Origin of the sequence: Citrobacter sedlakii NBRC 105722, from assembly GCF_000759835.1 — a bacterium.
Classification (GTDB): Bacteria; Pseudomonadota; Gammaproteobacteria; order Enterobacterales; family Enterobacteriaceae; genus Citrobacter_A; species Citrobacter_A sedlakii.
Genome location: NZ_BBNB01000008.1, coordinates 150755 through 168006 on the forward strand (window position 1 = coordinate 150755; position 17252 = coordinate 168006).

Consider the following 17252-nt stretch of genomic DNA (forward strand, 5'->3'; position numbering starts at 1 on the left):
GAATTCTGTACTGTTGAAACAATTATACTGTATGCTCATACAGTATCAAGTGTTTTGTAGAAATTGTTGCCACAGCGTACGTAACGCATAGAGGGTCGCCTGTCGCCGCACGGCATCGCGGTCGCCACTGAAGCATTCCCGCCGGGTAATCCCCTCTCCGCGCGCGCTGGCGAAAGCGAACCAGACAGTGCCGACGGGCTTCGCTTCACTGCCGCCATCCGGCCCGGCAATGCCGCTGATTGAAACCGCATAATCAGCGCGGGCGGCTTTCAGCGCGCCTATCGCCATTTCCACTACCACTGGTTCACTGACCGCGCCATGTTGGGCAAGCGTCTCTTCCCGTACGCCGATCATTTGCGCTTTCGCTTCATTACTGTAAGTGACAAAACCGCGTTCAAACCAGGCGGAGCTGCCAGCAATATCCGTAATGGCCTTCGCCACCCAGCCGCCCGTACAGGATTCCGCTGTTGTCACCGTCGCGCCGCGCGCGTTTAACGCCATTCCGACCTGTTCGCTTAACTGCATCAGTTCACTGTCAGTCATTTCGGCCTCTGCCAGTTAAAAATCCTGCCGGACAAGATAGCACTTTCCCACCCGAGATGGGGACGAGGTGATGATTTTACGAGGGGGATTCAGAAAAAACGTCCAGGTTTAACAGGCGGAGACAGCATTGCCTTATCCGGCCAACAGCAAGCCGGGTGAGCCGGATAAGTTGTCAGGGCCGCCATCCGGCAGCCAGGACGATTACTGGACCCGCGCCAGCGCTACCGCCTGTCCTAACTGCCAGACCGCCATCGCATAATGGGTACTATGGTTGTAACGGGTAATCGCGTAGAAGTTTGGCAGGCCGTACCAGTACTGATACCCGGTGCCAATATCCAGACGTAACAAGCTTGCTTCGCGATGGTTACCCAACGGCTGCTGCGGCGTTAAGCCCACGGCGGCAAGCTGCGACACGCTGTATTTTGTTTTGAAGCCATTGGCCAGTCCCGGCGCCTGACCGTTGGCCATCACCGCCACCGTATCGCCTTTCACCCAGCCGTGTGCTTTAAAGTAGTTCGCTACGCTGCCGATGGCATCGACCGGATCCCAAAGATTGATATGGCCGTCGCCGTTAAAGTCCACCGCGTACTCTTTATAGGACGACGGCATAAACTGACCGTAACCCATGGCCCCGGCGAAAGACCCTTTCAGATCCAGCGGATCGTCTTGTTCGTTGCGCGCCATCAACAGGAAGGTTTCCAGCTCGCCAGAGAAATACGCCGCGCGGCGCGGATAGTTGAAGGAGAGCGTCGCCAGCGCGTCAAGAATGCGCGTTTTCCCCATTACGCGGCCCCAGCGGGTTTCTACGCCGATAATGCCGACGATGATTTCCGGAGGCACGCCATACACCTGCCAGGCGCGGTTGAGCGCATCTTCATACTGATTCCAGAATGCCACGCCGTTTTGCACGTTATCCGGCGTTATGAACTGTTTGCGATAACGCAGCCATGCGCCGTTAGGGCCGGCTGGCGGCTGCGTGGTCGGCGCCTGCCTGTCCATCAGGCGCAGCACATAATCCAGGCGTTTCGCCTGCGACAGGATCTCCTGCAACTGTTGGCGATCAAAGCCATGTTTGCTGACCATCTTATCGATGAACTGCTGCGCATTGGGGTTATTAGCAAAATCGCCGCCCATCTGCATGACATTGTGCTGAGGCTTAAGCAGGAAGCCGCCAGACGGCGTCCCGGTGGTCGTTTGAGTCTCTTGCGGTTTCGGTTTGCTGCTACAGGCAGCCAGTAACACAAAAAGGGGAAGTAACGCTACATAACGACGCTTGAACATGTGACATCCATTAACCAGATTCAGCCAGAGGGAAGTATGGTAAAGCATCCTCCGTCCCACAAGGAAGCGCGAGACGCGCTCCTTCACATAATTTACCTGTTCGCCCCCTTTACTCCTTCTTTTTCTGTTCCTATTCGCACATAAACTTTCAATTTAAAATATTTTACTTTCATTTTGAGATCAAAATAACACTTTTAAATCTTTCAATCTGATTAAAATAAATCACCAATTGGCAAGATAACAACAATCCCTACAGGAGAGAACAATGATCGACACCATTACACATGGAGCAGAGTGGTTCATCGGGCTGTTCCAGAAAGGCGGAGAAGTGTTTACCGGCATGGTGACCGGCATTCTTCCGCTGCTAATAAGCCTGCTGGTCATCATGAACGCGCTGATCAACTTTATCGGCCAGCAGCGTATAGAACGTTTTGCCCAACGCTGCGCCGGAAATCCGCTGTCCCGTTACCTGATTCTGCCGTTCATCGGTACGTTTGTGTTCTGTAACCCTATGACCCTGAGTCTTGGTCGTTTTATGCCAGAGAAATACAAGCCCAGCTATTACGCGGCGGCATCCTACAGTTGCCACTCCATGAACGGCCTGTTTCCGCATATCAACCCCGGCGAACTGTTCGTTTATCTGGGCATCGCCAGCGGTTTAACCACGCTTGGCCTGCCCCTCGGCCCGCTTGCGGTGAGCTATCTGCTGGTTGGCCTGGTGACTAACTTCTTCCGCGGCTGGGTCACCGATCTCACCACCGCGATTTTCGAGAAAAAAATGGGTATCCAGCTTGAGCAGAAAGTGCATCTTTCAGGAGCAACATCATGACGCGTATTCGTATCGAAAAAGGCACCGGCGGCTGGGGCGGCCCGCTTGAACTGGATGTCGTCGCAGGTAAAAAAATCGTCTATATCACCGCGGGCACGCGCCCGGCGATTGTCGACAAACTGGCAAGCCTGACCGGCTGGCAGGCGGTCGATGGCTTTAAAGAGGGCGAACCGCCGGAAGCGGAGATTGGCGTGGCGATCATTGACTGCGGCGGCACCCTGCGCTGCGGAATTTACCCGAAACGCCGTATTCCGACGGTAAACATTCACTCCACGGGGAAATCGGGGCCGCTGGCCCAGTACATCGTCGAAGACATTTACGTCTCCGGCGTGAAAGAAGAAAACATTAGCGCGATTGGCGATGCAGAAGCTGCGCCGCAACCGACAAGCGCCACGCCTCCGGGACGTGATTACGACCCCCATAAAAAGATCACCGAACAGAGCGACGGCCTGCTGGCGAAAGTCGGCATGGGAATGGGCTCAGCGGTAGCCGTTCTGTTTCAGTCTGGTCGCGACACCATCGACACAGTACTGAAAACCATTCTGCCGTTTATGGCGTTCGTCTCCGCCCTCATCGGCATCATCATGGCGTCGGGACTTGGCGACTGGATCGCCCACGGTCTGGCGCCGCTAGCCAGCCATCCGCTGGGGCTGGTGACACTGGCGCTGATCTGCTCCTTCCCGCTGTTGTCGCCGTTCCTCGGCCCGGGCGCAGTGATCGCCCAGGTGATCGGCGTGCTGATCGGCGTGCAAATTGGTCTGGGCAATATTCCGCCGCACCTGGCGCTGCCAGCGCTGTTCGCCATTAACGCCCAGGCGGCCTGCGACTTTATTCCGGTTGGCCTGTCGCTGGCGGAAGCCCGTCAGGATACGGTGCGCGTCGGCGTGCCGTCGGTACTGGTCAGTCGCTTTCTGACCGGCGCGCCAACGGTACTGATCGCCTGGTTTGTATCCGGCTTTATTTATCAATAAGAGGTGTTGAGATGACCGTCATTTACCAGACCACGATAACCCGCATTGGCCAGAGCGCGCCGGATGCGCTGTGCGACCAGATGCTGATTACCTTCCGCGAAGGCGCGCCGGCGGATATCGAAGAGTTTTGCTTTATCCATTGCCATGGCGAACTGAACGGCACGCTGCAACCCGGCGCGCAATGTGAGCTGGGTCAGCATCGCTATCCGGTCACCGCCGTCGGCAGCGTGGCGGAACAGAATTTACGTGAACTGGGGCATATCACCCTGCGCTTCGACGGACTGAACGAAGCGGAATTTCCCGGCACCGTGCACGTCGCGGGGCCCGTACCGGACGATATCGCGCCGGGCTGTATTTTGAAGTTTGTCGCTTAAGGAGAGAAAAATGAATCAGGTTGCCGTTGTCATTGGCGGAGGACAAACCCTGGGGGCGTTCCTGTGCCATGGGCTTGCAGCAGAAGGGTATCGCGTGGCGGTTGTCGATATTCAAAGTGATAAGGCCGCCAACGTCGCGCAGGAGATCAACGCCGAATATGGTGAAGGTATGGCTTACGGCTTCGGCGCCGACGCCACCAGCGAACAGAGCGTTCTTGCGCTCTCTCGCGGCGTGGATGAAATCTTTGGGCGCGTGGATCTGCTCGTCTACAGCGCGGGGATCGCGAAAGCGGCGTTTATCAGTGACTTCCAACTGGGCGATTTTGACCGCTCATTACAGGTGAATCTGGTCGGATATTTCCTCTGTGCGCGTGAATTTTCCCGTCTGATGATTCGTGACGGTATTCAGGGACGCATTATTCAGATCAACTCTAAGTCCGGTAAAGTCGGTAGTAAGCATAATTCCGGCTACAGCGCGGCGAAGTTCGGCGGCGTCGGATTAACCCAGTCGCTGGCGCTGGATCTGGCGGAATACGGCATTACCGTACATTCGCTGATGCTGGGCAACCTGCTGAAGTCGCCAATGTTTCAGTCGCTACTGCCGCAGTACGCCACCAAGCTTGGCATTAAGCCGGACGAGGTGGAACAGTATTATATCGATAAAGTCCCGCTCAAACGCGGCTGCGATTATCAGGATGTCCTGAACATGCTGCTGTTCTATGCCAGCGCGAAAGCGTCATACTGTACCGGACAATCAATCAACGTCACTGGCGGTCAGGTGATGTTCTGATAGTCACATAGCCCGGTGGCGCTACGCTTACCGGGCCTGCAAATCCCGGGTCTGTTAGCCGGATAAGGCGTCACCGCCATCCGGCATTCACGTAAGGAGCACACGATGGTTTCCGCACTGATTACCGTCGCCGTTATCGCCTGGTGCGTTCAACTGCTACTGGGCGGCTGGCAAATCGCCCGTTTCAACCGCGCGTTTGACCAGCTATGCCTGCAAGGCCGGGTTGGCGTAGGACGTTCAGGCGGACGTTTTAAGCCCCGCGTCGTGGTCGCCATCGCGCTCGACAAAAATCAGCGCGTAACCGATACGTTGTTTATGAAAGGACTGACAGTATTCGCCAGACCAATAAAAATTCCTGCCCTGCAGGGTAAACATCTTAATGAATTACAGCCTGATGTGATCTTTCCCCATGATCCGCTGTCGCAGAATGCACTATCATTGGCGCTTAAACTGAAACATGGATAATTTCGTTGTGAATGCTAATAGCTTGCGAAATTATCATTTCGAAACTTCAATTCAGGGTAATCACGCCTATGAAACCTCGTCAGCGTCAGGCTGCCATTCTGGAGCATTTGCAAAAGCAGGGGAAATGCTCGGTTGAGGAACTGGCCCAGTACTTTGACACCACGGGCACCACCATTCGCAAGGATTTGGTCATTCTGGAAAATGCCGGTACCGTCATTCGCACCTATGGCGGCGTAGTGTTAAACAAAGAAGAATCCGATCCGCCTATCGATCACAAGACGTTGATCAATACGCATAAAAAAGAACGCATCGCCGAAGCGGCTGTCAGGTTTATCCATGATGGCGATTCGATCATTCTGGATGCCGGAAGCACCGTATTACAGATGGTGCCAATGCTCACCCGCTTCAGCAATATCACCGTCATGACCAACAGCCTCCATATTGTTAACGCCTTGTCAGAGCTGGACAATGAACAAACCATCCTGATGCCCGGCGGCACCTTTCGTAAAAAATCTGCGTCATTTCACGGTCAGTTGGCAGAGAACGCCTTTGAGCAGTTCAGTTTTGATAAACTCTTTATGGGCACCGACGGCATTGACCTCGACGCAGGCGTCACCACCTTTAACGAGGTCTACACCGTCAGCAAAGCGATGTGTAACGCCGCGCGCGAAGTCATACTGATGGCCGACTCGTCGAAGTTTGGCCGCAAAAGTCCCAACGTTGTTTGCAGTCTGGAGAGCGTCGATAAGCTGATTACCGATGCCGGTATCGATCCGGCGTTTCGTCAGGCGCTGGAAGAAAAAGGGATAGACGTGATCATAACCGGAGAAACCAATGAGTGATGCACTACTGAACGCTGGCCGTCAAACACTGCTGCTGGAACTGCAGGAAGCCAGCCGCCTGCCGGAACGCCTGGGTGACGATTTTGTTCGCGCTGCCAACACCATTATCCACTGTGAAGGCAAAGTGATTGTCTCGGGTATTGGCAAGTCCGGGCATATCGGCAAAAAAATCGCCGCAACCCTCGCCAGCACCGGCACCCCTGCCTTTTTCGTTCATCCGGCGGAAGCGCTACACGGCGATCTCGGGATGATAGAAAGCCGGGACGTGATGCTGTTTATCTCCTATTCGGGCGGCGCTAAAGAGCTGGATCTGATCATCCCGCGCCTGGAAGACAAATCCATTACCCTGCTGGCGATGACCGGCAAGCCGAACTCACCGCTGGGTCTGGCGGCCAAAGCCGTTCTGGACATTTCAGTCGAACGGGAAGCCTGCCCGATGCACCTGGCCCCCACGTCCAGCACGGTGAACACCCTGATGATGGGCGACGCGCTGGCAATGGCGGTGATGCAGGCGCGCGGCTTCAATGAAGAGGATTTTGCCCGCTCGCATCCGGCGGGAGCGCTCGGGGCGCGTCTGCTGAATAAGGTGCATCATTTGATGCGGCGCGACGACGCGGTGCCGCAGGTTCAGTTGTCCACCAGCGTGATGGATGCCATGCTCGAATTAAGCCGTACCGGACTCGGCCTGGTCGCCGTCTGTGACGCGCAAATGCAGGTCAAAGGCGTCTTTACCGACGGCGACCTGCGCCGCTGGTTAGTGGGCGGCGGCGCGCTGACCACGCCAGTCAGCGAAGCGATGACCCACAATGGCATTACGCTCCAGGCCGACAGTCGCGCTATCGACGCCAAAGAAATCCTGATGAAACGCAAAATCACCGCCGCGCCGGTGGTTGATGAAAACGGCAAGCTCACCGGCGCCATCAACCTGCAGGATTTCTACCAGGCCGGGATCCTCTAACTTTTCAACCCCAGACGCTTCGCCAGCCGGTGCAGGTTGGCGACGTCCATTTCTAACGCCCGGGCGCTGGCCGCCCAGTTGTGATGATGCTGCGCCAGCGCACGGCGGATCGTCTCGCGCTGAAACGACTCGGTAGCATCACGCAGATTAACCGCCTGCGGCATCTCCGGCGCAACGTCTGTTTGCGAAGCGGGGGCATCGTCCAGGCGAGCGAAATGCTGCGCTTCCAGCACCACTTCATCCCCAGCCCGTGTCGCCCGCGCCAGCACCACTGCGCGGTGAATCGCATGCTCCAGCTCGCGGACGTTACCCGGCCAGGCATAGTTCAGCAGATAATTTCGCGCCCCCGGGCTCAGCGCCACCCGGGAAAGTCCCAGCCGCAACCGGCACTGCTCGCAGAAATAGCCCGCCAGCAGCACCGCATCCTCCCCGCGCTCGCGCAGCGGGGGAACGGACAGCGGAAAAACGCTCAGACGGTGGAACAAGTCAGCACGAAAGCGCCCTGCCATCACCTCTTCGCGCAGGTCGCGGTTGGTGGCCGCCAGTACGCGTACGTCCACCCGCAGACTGCGATCGTCGCCAACCCGCTGAATATCGCCGTACTGTAAGACGCGCAAAAGTTTGGCCTGCAAGGCCAATGACAGCTCGCCGATTTCATCCAGAAACAGCGTGCCGTTATCGGCCATTTCAAATTTCCCGCTACGGTTGCTGATGGCCCCGGTAAACGCGCCTTTGACATGACCAAACAGTTCGCTCTCCGCCACGCTTTCCGGCAGCGCGGCGCAGTTGAGATACACCAGCGGATTTACCGCGCGCGGCGATCCCTCATGAATCGCTTTCGCCACCAGCTCTTTCCCGGTGCCGGTTTCGCCGCTGATAAGGACGTTGAGATCGGAGGCCGCCACAATCTCAATCTCTTTTTTCAGCTGCATCATGCCGGGCGACAGGCCAATCATCTGCGTCTCTTTTACCTGGCCGAAATCGGTCGTCGAACCGGGCAGCATATTCTGGCTTTCCAGCTGTTCTATCAGCAGCGCATTGCTGAGCGCGCCAGCGGCCAGCGCGGCGATAAGGCGGAGCTCCTCATCGCTGAAAACGTCAAACTGGTCGGGCTCCATACCATCAAGAGTCAGCGCGCCGATCAGGTTTTGCCCGGCAAACAGCGGCAGGCCGATGCAGGCATGCACTTTTAAACTCTCCTGACCGGGAATCAGCCCATCGTAGGGGTCAGGCAGATCGCTGTCTGCGGGAAAACGCACCACGTCCCCGGCGCGGGCGATGGCTTCCAGACGCGGGTGACCTTCAAGGGTAAAGCGCCTGCCCAACACGTCCTGCGCCAGACCGTCGATCGCCAGCGGAATAAACTGGCGCGCCTCATAACGCAGCAGCGCGGAAGCATCGCACTCCAGCACCTGGCGTAGCGTGGTTATCAGGCGCTGAAAGCGATCCTGATGCCCGACGCCGCGCTGTAATTCGATGGCGATCCCCGCCAGTACGTCAACGGAAAAACTCATGGCTACCTCATTGTCATTTTGACAATACATAATGTCATATTGACATCATTAATCATAGTCTTTTTGACTATCACTATAAATATAAAAAATAACAAATCATTAAAAATCAAAGAGATAAATAGTTGGCACGTAACCTGCAATAAGCAAAGCAACACTTTTGAACAACGCTGAATTAATTGAGGTTGCTATGTCTATTCTGGTTAAAAATAACATTCATTGGGTTGGCCAACGTGACTGGGAAGTACGCGATTTTCACGGCACCGAATACAAAACGCTGCGCGGCAGCAGCTATAACAGCTATCTGATTCGCGAAGAAAAAAACGTACTGATCGACACCGTTGATCATAAATTCAGCCGCGTATTCGTACAGAATTTACGGGGTGAAATTGACCTTGCGGATATCGATTACATCATCATTAACCACGCGGAAGAAGATCATGCCGGGGCGTTGACGGAGCTAATGACTCAGATCCCGGACACGCCCATCTACTGCACCGCCAACGCCATCGATTCGATCACCGGCCATCACCATCATCCGGAATGGAACTTTAAGGTAGTGAAAACTGGCGACACACTGGATATCGGCAACGGCAAACAGCTGATCTTCGTCGAAACCCCGATGCTGCATTGGCCGGACAGTATGATGACCTACATGACCGGCGATGCGGTGTTGTTCAGTAACGACGCCTTCGGCCAGCACTACTGCGACGAACGTCTGTTCAATGATGAAGTGGATCAAACCGAACTGTTTGAACAGTGCCAACGCTACTACGCTAACATCCTGACGCCGTTCAGCCGCCTGGTGACGCCCAAGATCACTGAAATCCTCGGCTTTAACCTGCCGGTCGATATGATCGCCACCTCCCACGGCGTGGTCTGGCGCGATAATCCCACGCAAATCGTTGAGCTGTATCTGAAATGGGCGGCGGACTACCAGGAAGATCGCATCACTATCTTCTATGACACCATGTCCAACAATACCCGCATGATGGCGGATGCCATCGCCCAGGGGATTAACGAAGTTGACCCAAACGTGGCGGTAAAAATCTTTAACGTCGCCCGCAGCGACAAAAACGAAATCCTGACCAACGTCTTCCGATCCAAAGGCGTACTGGTCGGTACCTCGACGATGAATAATGTGATGATGCCAAAAATCGCCGGACTGGTGGAAGAGATGACCGGCTTGCGCTTTCGTAACAAGCGCGCCAGCGCTTTTGGTTCTCACGGCTGGAGCGGCGGCGCGGTTGATCGTCTCTCTACCCGCCTGCAGGATGCCGGCTTTGAGATGTCCCTGAGCCTGAAGGCGAAATGGCGTCCGGATCTGGACGCGCTGGAACTGTGCCGTCAGCACGGGCGCGACATTGCCCGTCAGTGGGCGCTCGCACCGCTGCCGGAAGCCGCGCCGAAAGCGGTAGCAGCAGAAAGCGCGCCAGTTGAAGCCCCTGCGACCGCCGATCTCGGCCCCTGCATGCAGTGCAGCGTCTGCCAGTGGATCTACGACCCGGAAAAAGGTGAGCCGCTGCAGGACGTCGCACCGGGTACGCCGTGGAGTGAGGTTCCGGACAACTTCCTGTGCCCGGAATGCTCATTAGGTAAGGACGTGTTCGACGAGCTGGCGACGGAGGCAAAATGAACCGGGGAATCGTTATCATTGGTTCGGGCTTTGCCGCCCGCCAGTTAGTGAAAAACATCCGTAAACAGGACGCGGAAATCCCGTTAACCCTGATTGCTGCCGATAGCATGGACGAGTACAACAAACCCGATCTCAGCCATGTGATAAGCCAGTCGCAACGCGCCGACGATCTCACCCGCCAGTCGGCGGGCGAGTTTGCCGAACAGTTCAACCTGCGCCTGTTCCCGCATACCTGGGTGACCGACATCGATGCCGACGCCCACGTGGTGAAAAGTCAGGATACGCAATGGCAGTATGAAAAGCTGGTTCTTGCCACGGGCGCGGCAGCCTTTGTTCCGCCCGTCCCGGGACGTGAGTTAATGCTCACGTTAAACAGCCAGCAAGAATACCGCGCCTGTGAAACGCAGTTGCGCGACGCCCAGCGGGTGCTGATTGTCGGGGGCGGTCTTATCGGCAGCGAATTAGCGATGGATTTTTGCCGTGCGGGCAAGGCGGTCACGCTGATCGACAACGCCGCCAGCCTTCTCGCCTCGCTGATGCCGCCGGAAGTGAGCAGTCGCTTACAGCACCGGCTTACCGATATGGGCGTGCATCTGCTGCTGAAGTCACAGTTACAGCGTCTGGAAAAAACCGCCACCGGTATTCGCGCCGCGCTGGATCGCGAACGCAGCATTGAAGTGGATGCCGTGATTGCCGCCACCGGCCTGCGACCGGAAACCGCACTGGCGCGCCGCGCCGGTGTGAACGTGAATCGCGGCGTCTGCGTGGATACCTGTCTGCAAACCAGCAACGCGGATATTTATGCCATTGGCGACTGCGCAGAAATCAACGGTCAGGTACTGCCATTCCTGCAACCGATACAGCTTAGCGCAATGTACCTGGCGAAAAACCTGCTCGGCGGCAACGCGCCGCTGAAACTGCCCGCCATGCTGGTAAAAGTCAAAACCCCGGAACTGCCGCTGCATCTTGCCGGAGAAACCCAGCGACGCGATCTCGCCTGGCAGATCAGCGCGGAATCCGACGGAATGGTGGCAAAGGGGATGAACAAGGAAGGGCAACTTTGCGCCTTTGTCGTGAGCGAAGACCGCATGAAAGAGGCCTTCGCCCTGCTGAAATCGTTGCCGGCGTAACGCCTGCCGCGCCCTCCGGCCACAATGCCCCTGCTTTATTAACCTCACGAACACGGACGTTCATTATTGCTTGTTGCTTTGCCCCGGCAGTCCCGGGGCTTTTTTATTTATGCCGCGCCAGCCAGCGCGCCGCCGCAATTACGCCCTGCCCAAACGAAAGTCCGCCGTCGCCCGCCGGGAGCTGCTGCGGAAAGAGCAGATTAAAATCAGACAGGTGAACCGTCAGTCGCGCCCGCAACAAACGGTTGTGCATCACGCCGCCGCTAAAGACCAACGTGGAGATCCCCCGCGCAGTGGCCTGCTTGCGCATCATCGTGGCAAACCCTTGCGCCAGCGCGTCATGGAATGCCCATGCGCGTTCTGCCAGCGGGGCTTGCCAGTCCAGCCATTGCCGCCAGAAGGTCGCCAAATCCAACAGGTTTCCGCTCAACGGTAACGTCACCGGATGTGGAACATCGTCGCACTGAACGGCCAGCGCTTCCAGCGCACAGGCGGCTTCGCCTTCATAGCTGAGCGACGTGGGCGCGCAGCCCAACGCCGCCGCCACAGCGTCAAATAAGCGACCACAGGAAGAGGCCAGCGGCGCGTTGATCCCACGCTCAATGGCGCGGGCCAGCACGGGCCAGTTCTGCTGCTGCGCCGCAGCGGTTTCTGGCGACTGCTGCCAGTCAGGAACAAACTGCAGGCACTGGGCGAGCAGATTGCGCCAGGGTTGAATCGCGGCGAGATCGCCCCCCGGCAGCGCCACGGCTGGCAGCCCGCCGAGATGTTCACAGTCCTGGTAATTTACCCGCAGACATTCGCCGCCCCACAGCGCGCCCGCCTCTCCCATGCCGATACCGTCCAGGGTCAGGGCGATAACATCGCCGCCGTCCAGCGGCCAGCCGTGTTCGGCCAGACAGGCCGCCGCATGGGCGTGATGATGAAGCACCGTTTCCGTCGGCAACGCCATCTCGCCAGCCCACTGGCTGGAGACATAACCCGGATGGGCATCGCAAACCAGCCTCTGGGGCGTAAAGTCGTAGATGTTCTGGATCAAGCGCAGCGCCTCGCGCCACTGGCTCTGGATGCCATCATCGCTCAGATCGCCCAGATGTTGGCTGAGAACCGCCTGTCCGCCACGCACCAGACAGAAGGTATTTTTCAGATCCGCCCCCAGGCACAACATCGGCGGCAGGTCGCGAAATCCCGGCGGCAGCGTCAGCGCGTCCGGCACATACCCGCGCGAACGCCGCAGCATTTCACCGCTTTCGCGTACCACCGAATCGTCCATTCGCTGCACAATGTCGCGGTTATGCAGCAGGAATCCGTCGGCGATGGCCTGCAAATCGTCCAGCGCCTGCGTATTGGTGATGGCTGGCGGCTTGCCGCTAAGGTTGCCGGAGGTCATGACCAGCGGAAAACCCAGTTCCTGTAACAGCAGATGTTGCAACGGATTGGCTGGCAGCATGACTCCCACTTCGTTGAGGCCGGGGGCTATGGCCTCGCATAATGCAGCCACGTGTCGTTTGTCGATCAGCACAATCGGTGCGGCGGGCGTGCGCAACACGTTGCGCGCCGCTTCCGGCAAGCCGCGATCGTCAGGCAACATCACCGCCAGCGGTTTCGCCGGACGACGCTTACGCATGCGTAGCGTGGCCACCGCCCGGGAATTTCGTGCGTCGCAAGCCAGATGAAATCCGCCAATGCCCTTAACGGCAACGATTCCCCCCGCTTTCAGCACGTTGACCGCCGTCATCAGCGCGGCGTCTTTTTCTGCACGTTCTTCGCCGCTCCGCCATTCAAGGTGCGGACCGCAGGCCGGACACGCCACCGGCTGGGCGTGAAAGCGACGGTCATGGGGATCGCGGTACTCTTTTTCACATGCTGGACACAGCGGAAAGGCCGCCATGACGGTGTAAGGACGGTCGTAGGGCATCGCGCGAATAATCGTAAAGCGCGGACCGCAGTGCGTACAGTTGATGAAGGGATAACGGTAGCGCCGTTCGCCAGGCGCGTTCATTTCCGCCAGACATTCCGGGCAGGTCGCCGCATCGGGCACGATCTGCGTGTTCATGGCGCCGCCTGCGCTTTGTCGGATGGTAAATTCCGCAGGAGGCAGCGACCAGGTAAACGGCTCTCTCTCTACGCTGTCAATCCGCGCCAGGGGGGGACAATGTTTGTGAAGCGCGGTGATAAACACTGCGGGGTCTTCCAGCAAACGCACCACCACGCCGTCGCCATCGTTGCAGACATCGCCATGCAACTGCAGATGCTGCGCCAGTTGCCAGACAAAAGGGCGAAATCCAACGCCCTGCACTTTGCCCCGAATGCGCAGCGCTACGCCAGCATGGTTGATTGTTTCCATCGTCTTCTCTCACCGTGATCCGCACTGTACCGGAAGGCGGCTTCGCCTCCTCCGGCCTACCAATTGTCGCGCTTGCGGGCCTGATAAACGCAGCGCCATCAGGCATAAAAGCTGAACTATTTTACGCGGATTTTCAGCGATCAGAACAGCAAAGACGCAGAGGAATCCAGCGCGGCGCGGCGACGTTTTTCCGCACTGAGCTGCTCAAGCTTATTGCGGTCAACGCAAATCAGCGCATGGGTCGGGCAGGCTTCCATACACGCCGGTCCCGCTTCGCGGTGATGGCACAGGTCGCACTTGTTGGCTTCCGCTTTTTCCGCACGAACATTCAGCCCTGCTCCGCTGTTGCGAACAACCGGACGTACGACCACTTCCATCGCGCCATACGGACAGGCCACCACGCAGGTTTTACAACCAATGCAGCGCTCTTGCATCACGTGAACAAAGCCTTTGTCGCGGCTGATGGCGCCGTTCGGGCAGACATTGGCGCAGGGTGCGTCTTCGCACTGGCGGCACAGCGTCGCGGTAGAAACATTTACGCCTTTAATGACATGAATGCGGGGTAAAAAGGTTTCAGGGGTCAGGGACGCGCAGTCCTGGTTTTCCTGATGGGAGACCACGCAGGCCACTTCACAGGTACGGCAACCAATGCATTTATTGGCGTCTGCAATGATGAAACGGTTCATCAATTTCTCCAGCAATGACAGTTCGTGCGCCTGAGCATTCACAAATCATGCCAGTTTTTATCTTATTGTTATATATAACAATTTAAAAAAAATAGCCCACCAGAAAGGTGTCATCGTCACGAATGACGATGACGGATGACAACCCTTACTGACCCGAGCGGGAAATCAGGGAATCACGTGGGATAAGCGTACCGGTAAAGGTCTTCGGCGGCGTGAACGCCCCGCCATCGAGCATAAAGATGAGACGCCCCATGGTTTCCTGAATCATCTCGGTCACCGGGATCTTCACGCTGGAAAGCGCCGGAAGGGTATACGGCGCCAACGCAATGTCATCGAAACCGATCACCGACACCTGCGCCGGTACCGCCAGCCCGCTGTCGTGTAACTGCTTCATCGCGCCGATCGCCATGTCGTCATTACTGGCGACCAGCGCGGTAAAGGCCGCATTGCGCGAGAGCAGCGTTTTTACCCCCGCCGCGCCGCAGGCTGGCGTCCATTTGCCTTTGACGATCAGTCGTTCGTCGACGGCGATACCGTGTCGGGTCAGCGCGTCTTTATAGCCTGACAAACGCTCAACCCCGGTGGGCGAATCCATCGAGCCGGTAATAAAGGCGATGTGCCGGTGCCCGGCAGCAATCAGTTCCGCCACCGCGTTGAAACTGGTTTGCTTATGATCGCACCAGACGCAGTGGCTGCTGTTTTTACGCAGCCGGCGGTTCAGCACCATAATCGGTTGCGAATGGCTATCAATGATCTCATCGATCTCATCGACGCTGAGAAAACGCGGATAAATCATGATCGCGTCGCAGCGCAAATCCAGCAGGTACTGAATCGCCTGGCGCTCTTCCCTGGCGCTGTGTTTACCATCGGCCAACAGCAACTGACGTCCTTTGTCCTCCGCCATCCGCGCGGTATGAAACAATAGCTCGCTAAAATAGACGCCATAATAAAGGGTATTGGTCACCACCAGGCCGAGCGTCTGGGTGGATTTCGCCGCCAGACTGCGCGCCAGAAGATTGGGACGATAACCGCTTTCTTCTACCGCCTGAAACACGCGATCTTTTGTCTCCTGGCTGACGTAGCCATTCCCTGAAAGCACCCGCGAAACCGTCGCTTTCGACACCCCGGCCCGCTTCGCTACCTCCAGCATCGTCGTCATATTTTATCTTCCTTTTCCCGCAATGTGACGCAGTGTACTGCACCGCTGCGTGGTTGTCCCTGATGGTAAAACAGAGGCAAAAAACATAAGTGATAAAAATCACACTTATGAAAAATAGTAATTTTTATCTATTGCCGAACAAAGACAAACTATTCATGATTTTGTGGAACCGGTTTCTCATAAGCGTTTCGTAACCGACGCTCGCTCACCCGACCGTACGGCATAAATTAAACGTACCCTACTGATAAAACAGGATAAAAATCCTATGTCAAAAAACTATGCAGCGCTGGCGCGCGCCGTGGTGACGGCTCTGGGCGGCGTCGACAATATCAGCGCAGTGACGCACTGCATGACGCGCCTGCGTTTCGTGATCAAAGATGATTCGCAGGTTGACGGCGCCACGTTGAAATCCATCAGCGGCGTACTCGGCGTTGTTCGCAGTGACAACCAGTGCCAGGTGATCATCGGCAATACCGTGTCCCAGGCTTATCGCGACGTCGTCAGCCTGCTGCCGGGCGAAATGCAGCCCGCAGAACCCGAAGGGAAACCGAAACTGACGCTGAAGCGGATAGGCGCGGGGATCCTTGATGCGCTGATCGGCACCATGTCGCCGCTGATCCCGGCGATTATCGGCGGATCAATGCTGAAACTGCTGGCCATGATCCTTGAGATGACTGGCGTACTGGAGAAAGGCTCCTCCACTCTGACACTTCTGACGGTGATTGGCGACGGCGCGTTCTTCTTCCTGCCGCTGATGGTCGCCGCGTCTGCCGCCATCAAATTCAAAACCAATATGTCGCTGGCCATCGCGATTGCGGGCGTGCTGGTGCATCCGAGCTTTATCGACCTGATGGCGAAAGCGGCGCAGGGCGAGCATGTGGAGTTTGCCCTAATCCCGGTCACGGCGGTGAAATATACCTATACGGTCATCCCGGCGCTGGTGATGACCTGGTGCTTGTCGTACATCGAACGCTGGGTCGATCGCATTACGCCTGCGGTCACCAAAAACTTCCTTAAACCGATGCTGATCGTGCTGATTGCCGCCCCGCTCGCTATCGTCCTGATCGGGCCGATTGGGATCTGGATCGGAAGCGCGATCTCTGCGCTGGTCTACACCATTCACGGCTATCTTGGCTGGCTCTCCGTTGCCATTATGGGAGCGCTCTGGCCGCTGCTGGTGATGACCGGGATGCACCGCGTTTTCACGCCGACCATCATTCAGACCATCGCCGAAACGGGCAAAGAAGGCATGGTGATGCCGTCTGAAATCGGCGCGAATCTGTCGTTGGGCGGCTCCTCCCTTGCCGTGGCATGGAAAACTAAAAACCCGGAGCTGCGCCAGACCGCGCTGGCCGCTGCCGCCTCCGCCATCATGGCGGGCATTTCCGAACCGGCGCTGTACGGCGTGGCGGTACGTTTGAAACGTCCGCTGATCGCAAGCCTCATTAGCGGCTTTATCTGCGGCGCGGTCGCCGGTATGGCGGGGCTCGCCAGCCACTCCATGGCGGCGCCAGGCCTGTTTACCAGCGTACAGTTCTTTGATCCCACCAATCCGATGACCATTGTCTGGGTGTTTGGTGTTATGGCGCTGGCGGTGGTGCTGTCATTCGTGCTGACGCTACTGCTCGGCTTTGAAGACCTCCCCGTTGAAGACGCTGCCGCGCAGGCGCGGAAACACCACGGCGCCCAACCGAACACTGCAAAAGAGGCCAGCGTCTGACTGGCATTAA

16 protein-coding genes are annotated in these 17252 nt (G+C 57.1%); 10 read left to right on the forward strand and 6 right to left on the reverse strand.

What is annotated here, in order from left to right; all coding sequences use genetic code 11:
* Positions 1-45: 45 nt before the first annotated feature.
* Positions 46-543 carry a nicotinamide-nucleotide amidase gene (pncC, locus tag CSE01S_RS11925; RefSeq protein WP_042288563.1) on the reverse strand — a complete coding sequence of 166 codons (498 nt, stop codon included), beginning with the start codon at positions 541-543 and terminating at the stop codon, positions 46-48.
* 201 nt (positions 544-744) lie between these two features.
* The gene (mltB, locus tag CSE01S_RS11930; protein ID WP_042289048.1) at positions 745-1824 is read right to left on the reverse strand and encodes a lytic murein transglycosylase B; all 1080 of its coding nucleotides are present in this window, start codon (positions 1822-1824) and stop codon (positions 745-747) included.
* A 265-nt stretch (positions 1825-2089) separates the two neighbouring features.
* On the opposite strand from mltB, the gene srlA reads away from it, so the two are divergent.
* The 7 genes from srlA to gutQ all read left to right on the forward strand — a co-directional run bounded on the left by srlA (position 2090) and on the right by gutQ (position 7053).
* The gene (srlA, locus tag CSE01S_RS11935; protein ID WP_042288566.1) at positions 2090-2653 is read left to right on the forward strand and encodes a PTS glucitol/sorbitol transporter subunit IIC; all 564 of its coding nucleotides are present in this window, start codon (positions 2090-2092) and stop codon (positions 2651-2653) included.
* The gene (srlE, locus tag CSE01S_RS11940; RefSeq protein WP_042288569.1) at positions 2650-3624 is read left to right on the forward strand and encodes a PTS glucitol/sorbitol transporter subunit IIB; all 975 of its coding nucleotides are present in this window, start codon (positions 2650-2652) and stop codon (positions 3622-3624) included. Before srlA ends, srlE begins: the two co-directional genes overlap by 4 nt.
* 11 nt (positions 3625-3635) lie before the next feature.
* Positions 3636-3998 (forward strand): PTS glucitol/sorbitol transporter subunit IIA, encoded by a 363-nt coding sequence (srlB, locus tag CSE01S_RS11945; protein ID WP_042288572.1) that lies wholly within the window; start codon positions 3636-3638, stop codon positions 3996-3998.
* Between the two features lie 10 nt (positions 3999-4008).
* On the forward strand, positions 4009-4788 hold the full coding sequence (srlD, locus tag CSE01S_RS11950) for a sorbitol-6-phosphate dehydrogenase (protein WP_042288575.1): 780 nt from the start codon (positions 4009-4011) through the stop codon (positions 4786-4788).
* Between the two features lie 105 nt (positions 4789-4893).
* Positions 4894-5253: a transcriptional regulator GutM gene (gutM, locus tag CSE01S_RS11955; protein ID WP_042288578.1), complete on the forward strand. Its 360-nt coding sequence runs from the start codon at positions 4894-4896 to the stop codon at positions 5251-5253.
* A gap of 68 nt (positions 5254-5321) precedes the next feature.
* Positions 5322-6095 (forward strand): glucitol operon DNA-binding transcriptional repressor SrlR, encoded by a 774-nt coding sequence (gene srlR / locus CSE01S_RS11960; RefSeq protein WP_042288582.1) that lies wholly within the window; start codon positions 5322-5324, stop codon positions 6093-6095.
* A complete protein-coding gene (gene gutQ / locus CSE01S_RS11965) occupies positions 6088-7053 on the forward strand; it encodes an arabinose-5-phosphate isomerase GutQ (RefSeq protein ID WP_042288584.1) in 966 nt (321 codons plus the stop codon). The genes srlR and gutQ overlap by 8 nt, the downstream gene beginning before the upstream one ends.
* On the opposite strand, the gene norR is transcribed toward gutQ, so the two are convergent.
* The gene (norR, locus tag CSE01S_RS11970) at positions 7050-8567 is read right to left on the reverse strand and encodes a nitric oxide reductase transcriptional regulator NorR (RefSeq protein WP_042288588.1); all 1518 of its coding nucleotides are present in this window, start codon (positions 8565-8567) and stop codon (positions 7050-7052) included. The genes gutQ and norR overlap by 4 nt on opposite strands.
* A gap of 187 nt (positions 8568-8754) precedes the next feature.
* On the opposite strand from norR, the gene norV reads away from it, so the two are divergent.
* Entirely contained in the window at positions 8755-10200 is a 1446-nt protein-coding gene (norV, locus tag CSE01S_RS11975) for an anaerobic nitric oxide reductase flavorubredoxin (RefSeq protein ID WP_042289052.1), read from the forward strand.
* On the forward strand, positions 10197-11330 hold the full coding sequence (gene norW / locus CSE01S_RS11980) for an NADH:flavorubredoxin reductase NorW (protein ID WP_042288590.1): 1134 nt from the start codon (positions 10197-10199) through the stop codon (positions 11328-11330). Before norV ends, norW begins: the two co-directional genes overlap by 4 nt.
* A 103-nt stretch (positions 11331-11433) precedes the next feature.
* Here the strand turns inward: norW and hypF are convergent, their stop codons facing one another.
* The 3 genes from hypF to CSE01S_RS11995 all read right to left on the reverse strand — a co-directional run bounded on the left by hypF (position 11434) and on the right by CSE01S_RS11995 (position 15522).
* The gene (hypF, locus tag CSE01S_RS11985; RefSeq protein WP_042288593.1) at positions 11434-13677 is read right to left on the reverse strand and encodes a carbamoyltransferase HypF; all 2244 of its coding nucleotides are present in this window, start codon (positions 13675-13677) and stop codon (positions 11434-11436) included.
* Positions 13678-13817: 140 nt separating this feature from the next.
* Positions 13818-14363, reverse strand: coding sequence for an electron transport protein HydN (hydN, locus tag CSE01S_RS11990; RefSeq protein WP_042288595.1), 546 nt, complete (start codon positions 14361-14363; stop codon positions 13818-13820).
* Positions 14364-14508: 145 nt separating this feature from the next.
* Positions 14509-15522, reverse strand: coding sequence for a LacI family DNA-binding transcriptional regulator (locus tag CSE01S_RS11995; protein WP_042288597.1), 1014 nt, complete (start codon positions 15520-15522; stop codon positions 14509-14511).
* A gap of 265 nt (positions 15523-15787) precedes the next feature.
* Here CSE01S_RS11995 and ascF point away from each other — a divergent pair, with 265 nt between their 5' ends.
* Positions 15788-17242: a PTS cellobiose/arbutin/salicin transporter subunit IIBC gene (ascF, locus tag CSE01S_RS12000; protein WP_042288601.1), complete on the forward strand. Its 1455-nt coding sequence runs from the start codon at positions 15788-15790 to the stop codon at positions 17240-17242.
* Positions 17243-17252 lie beyond the last annotated feature (10 nt).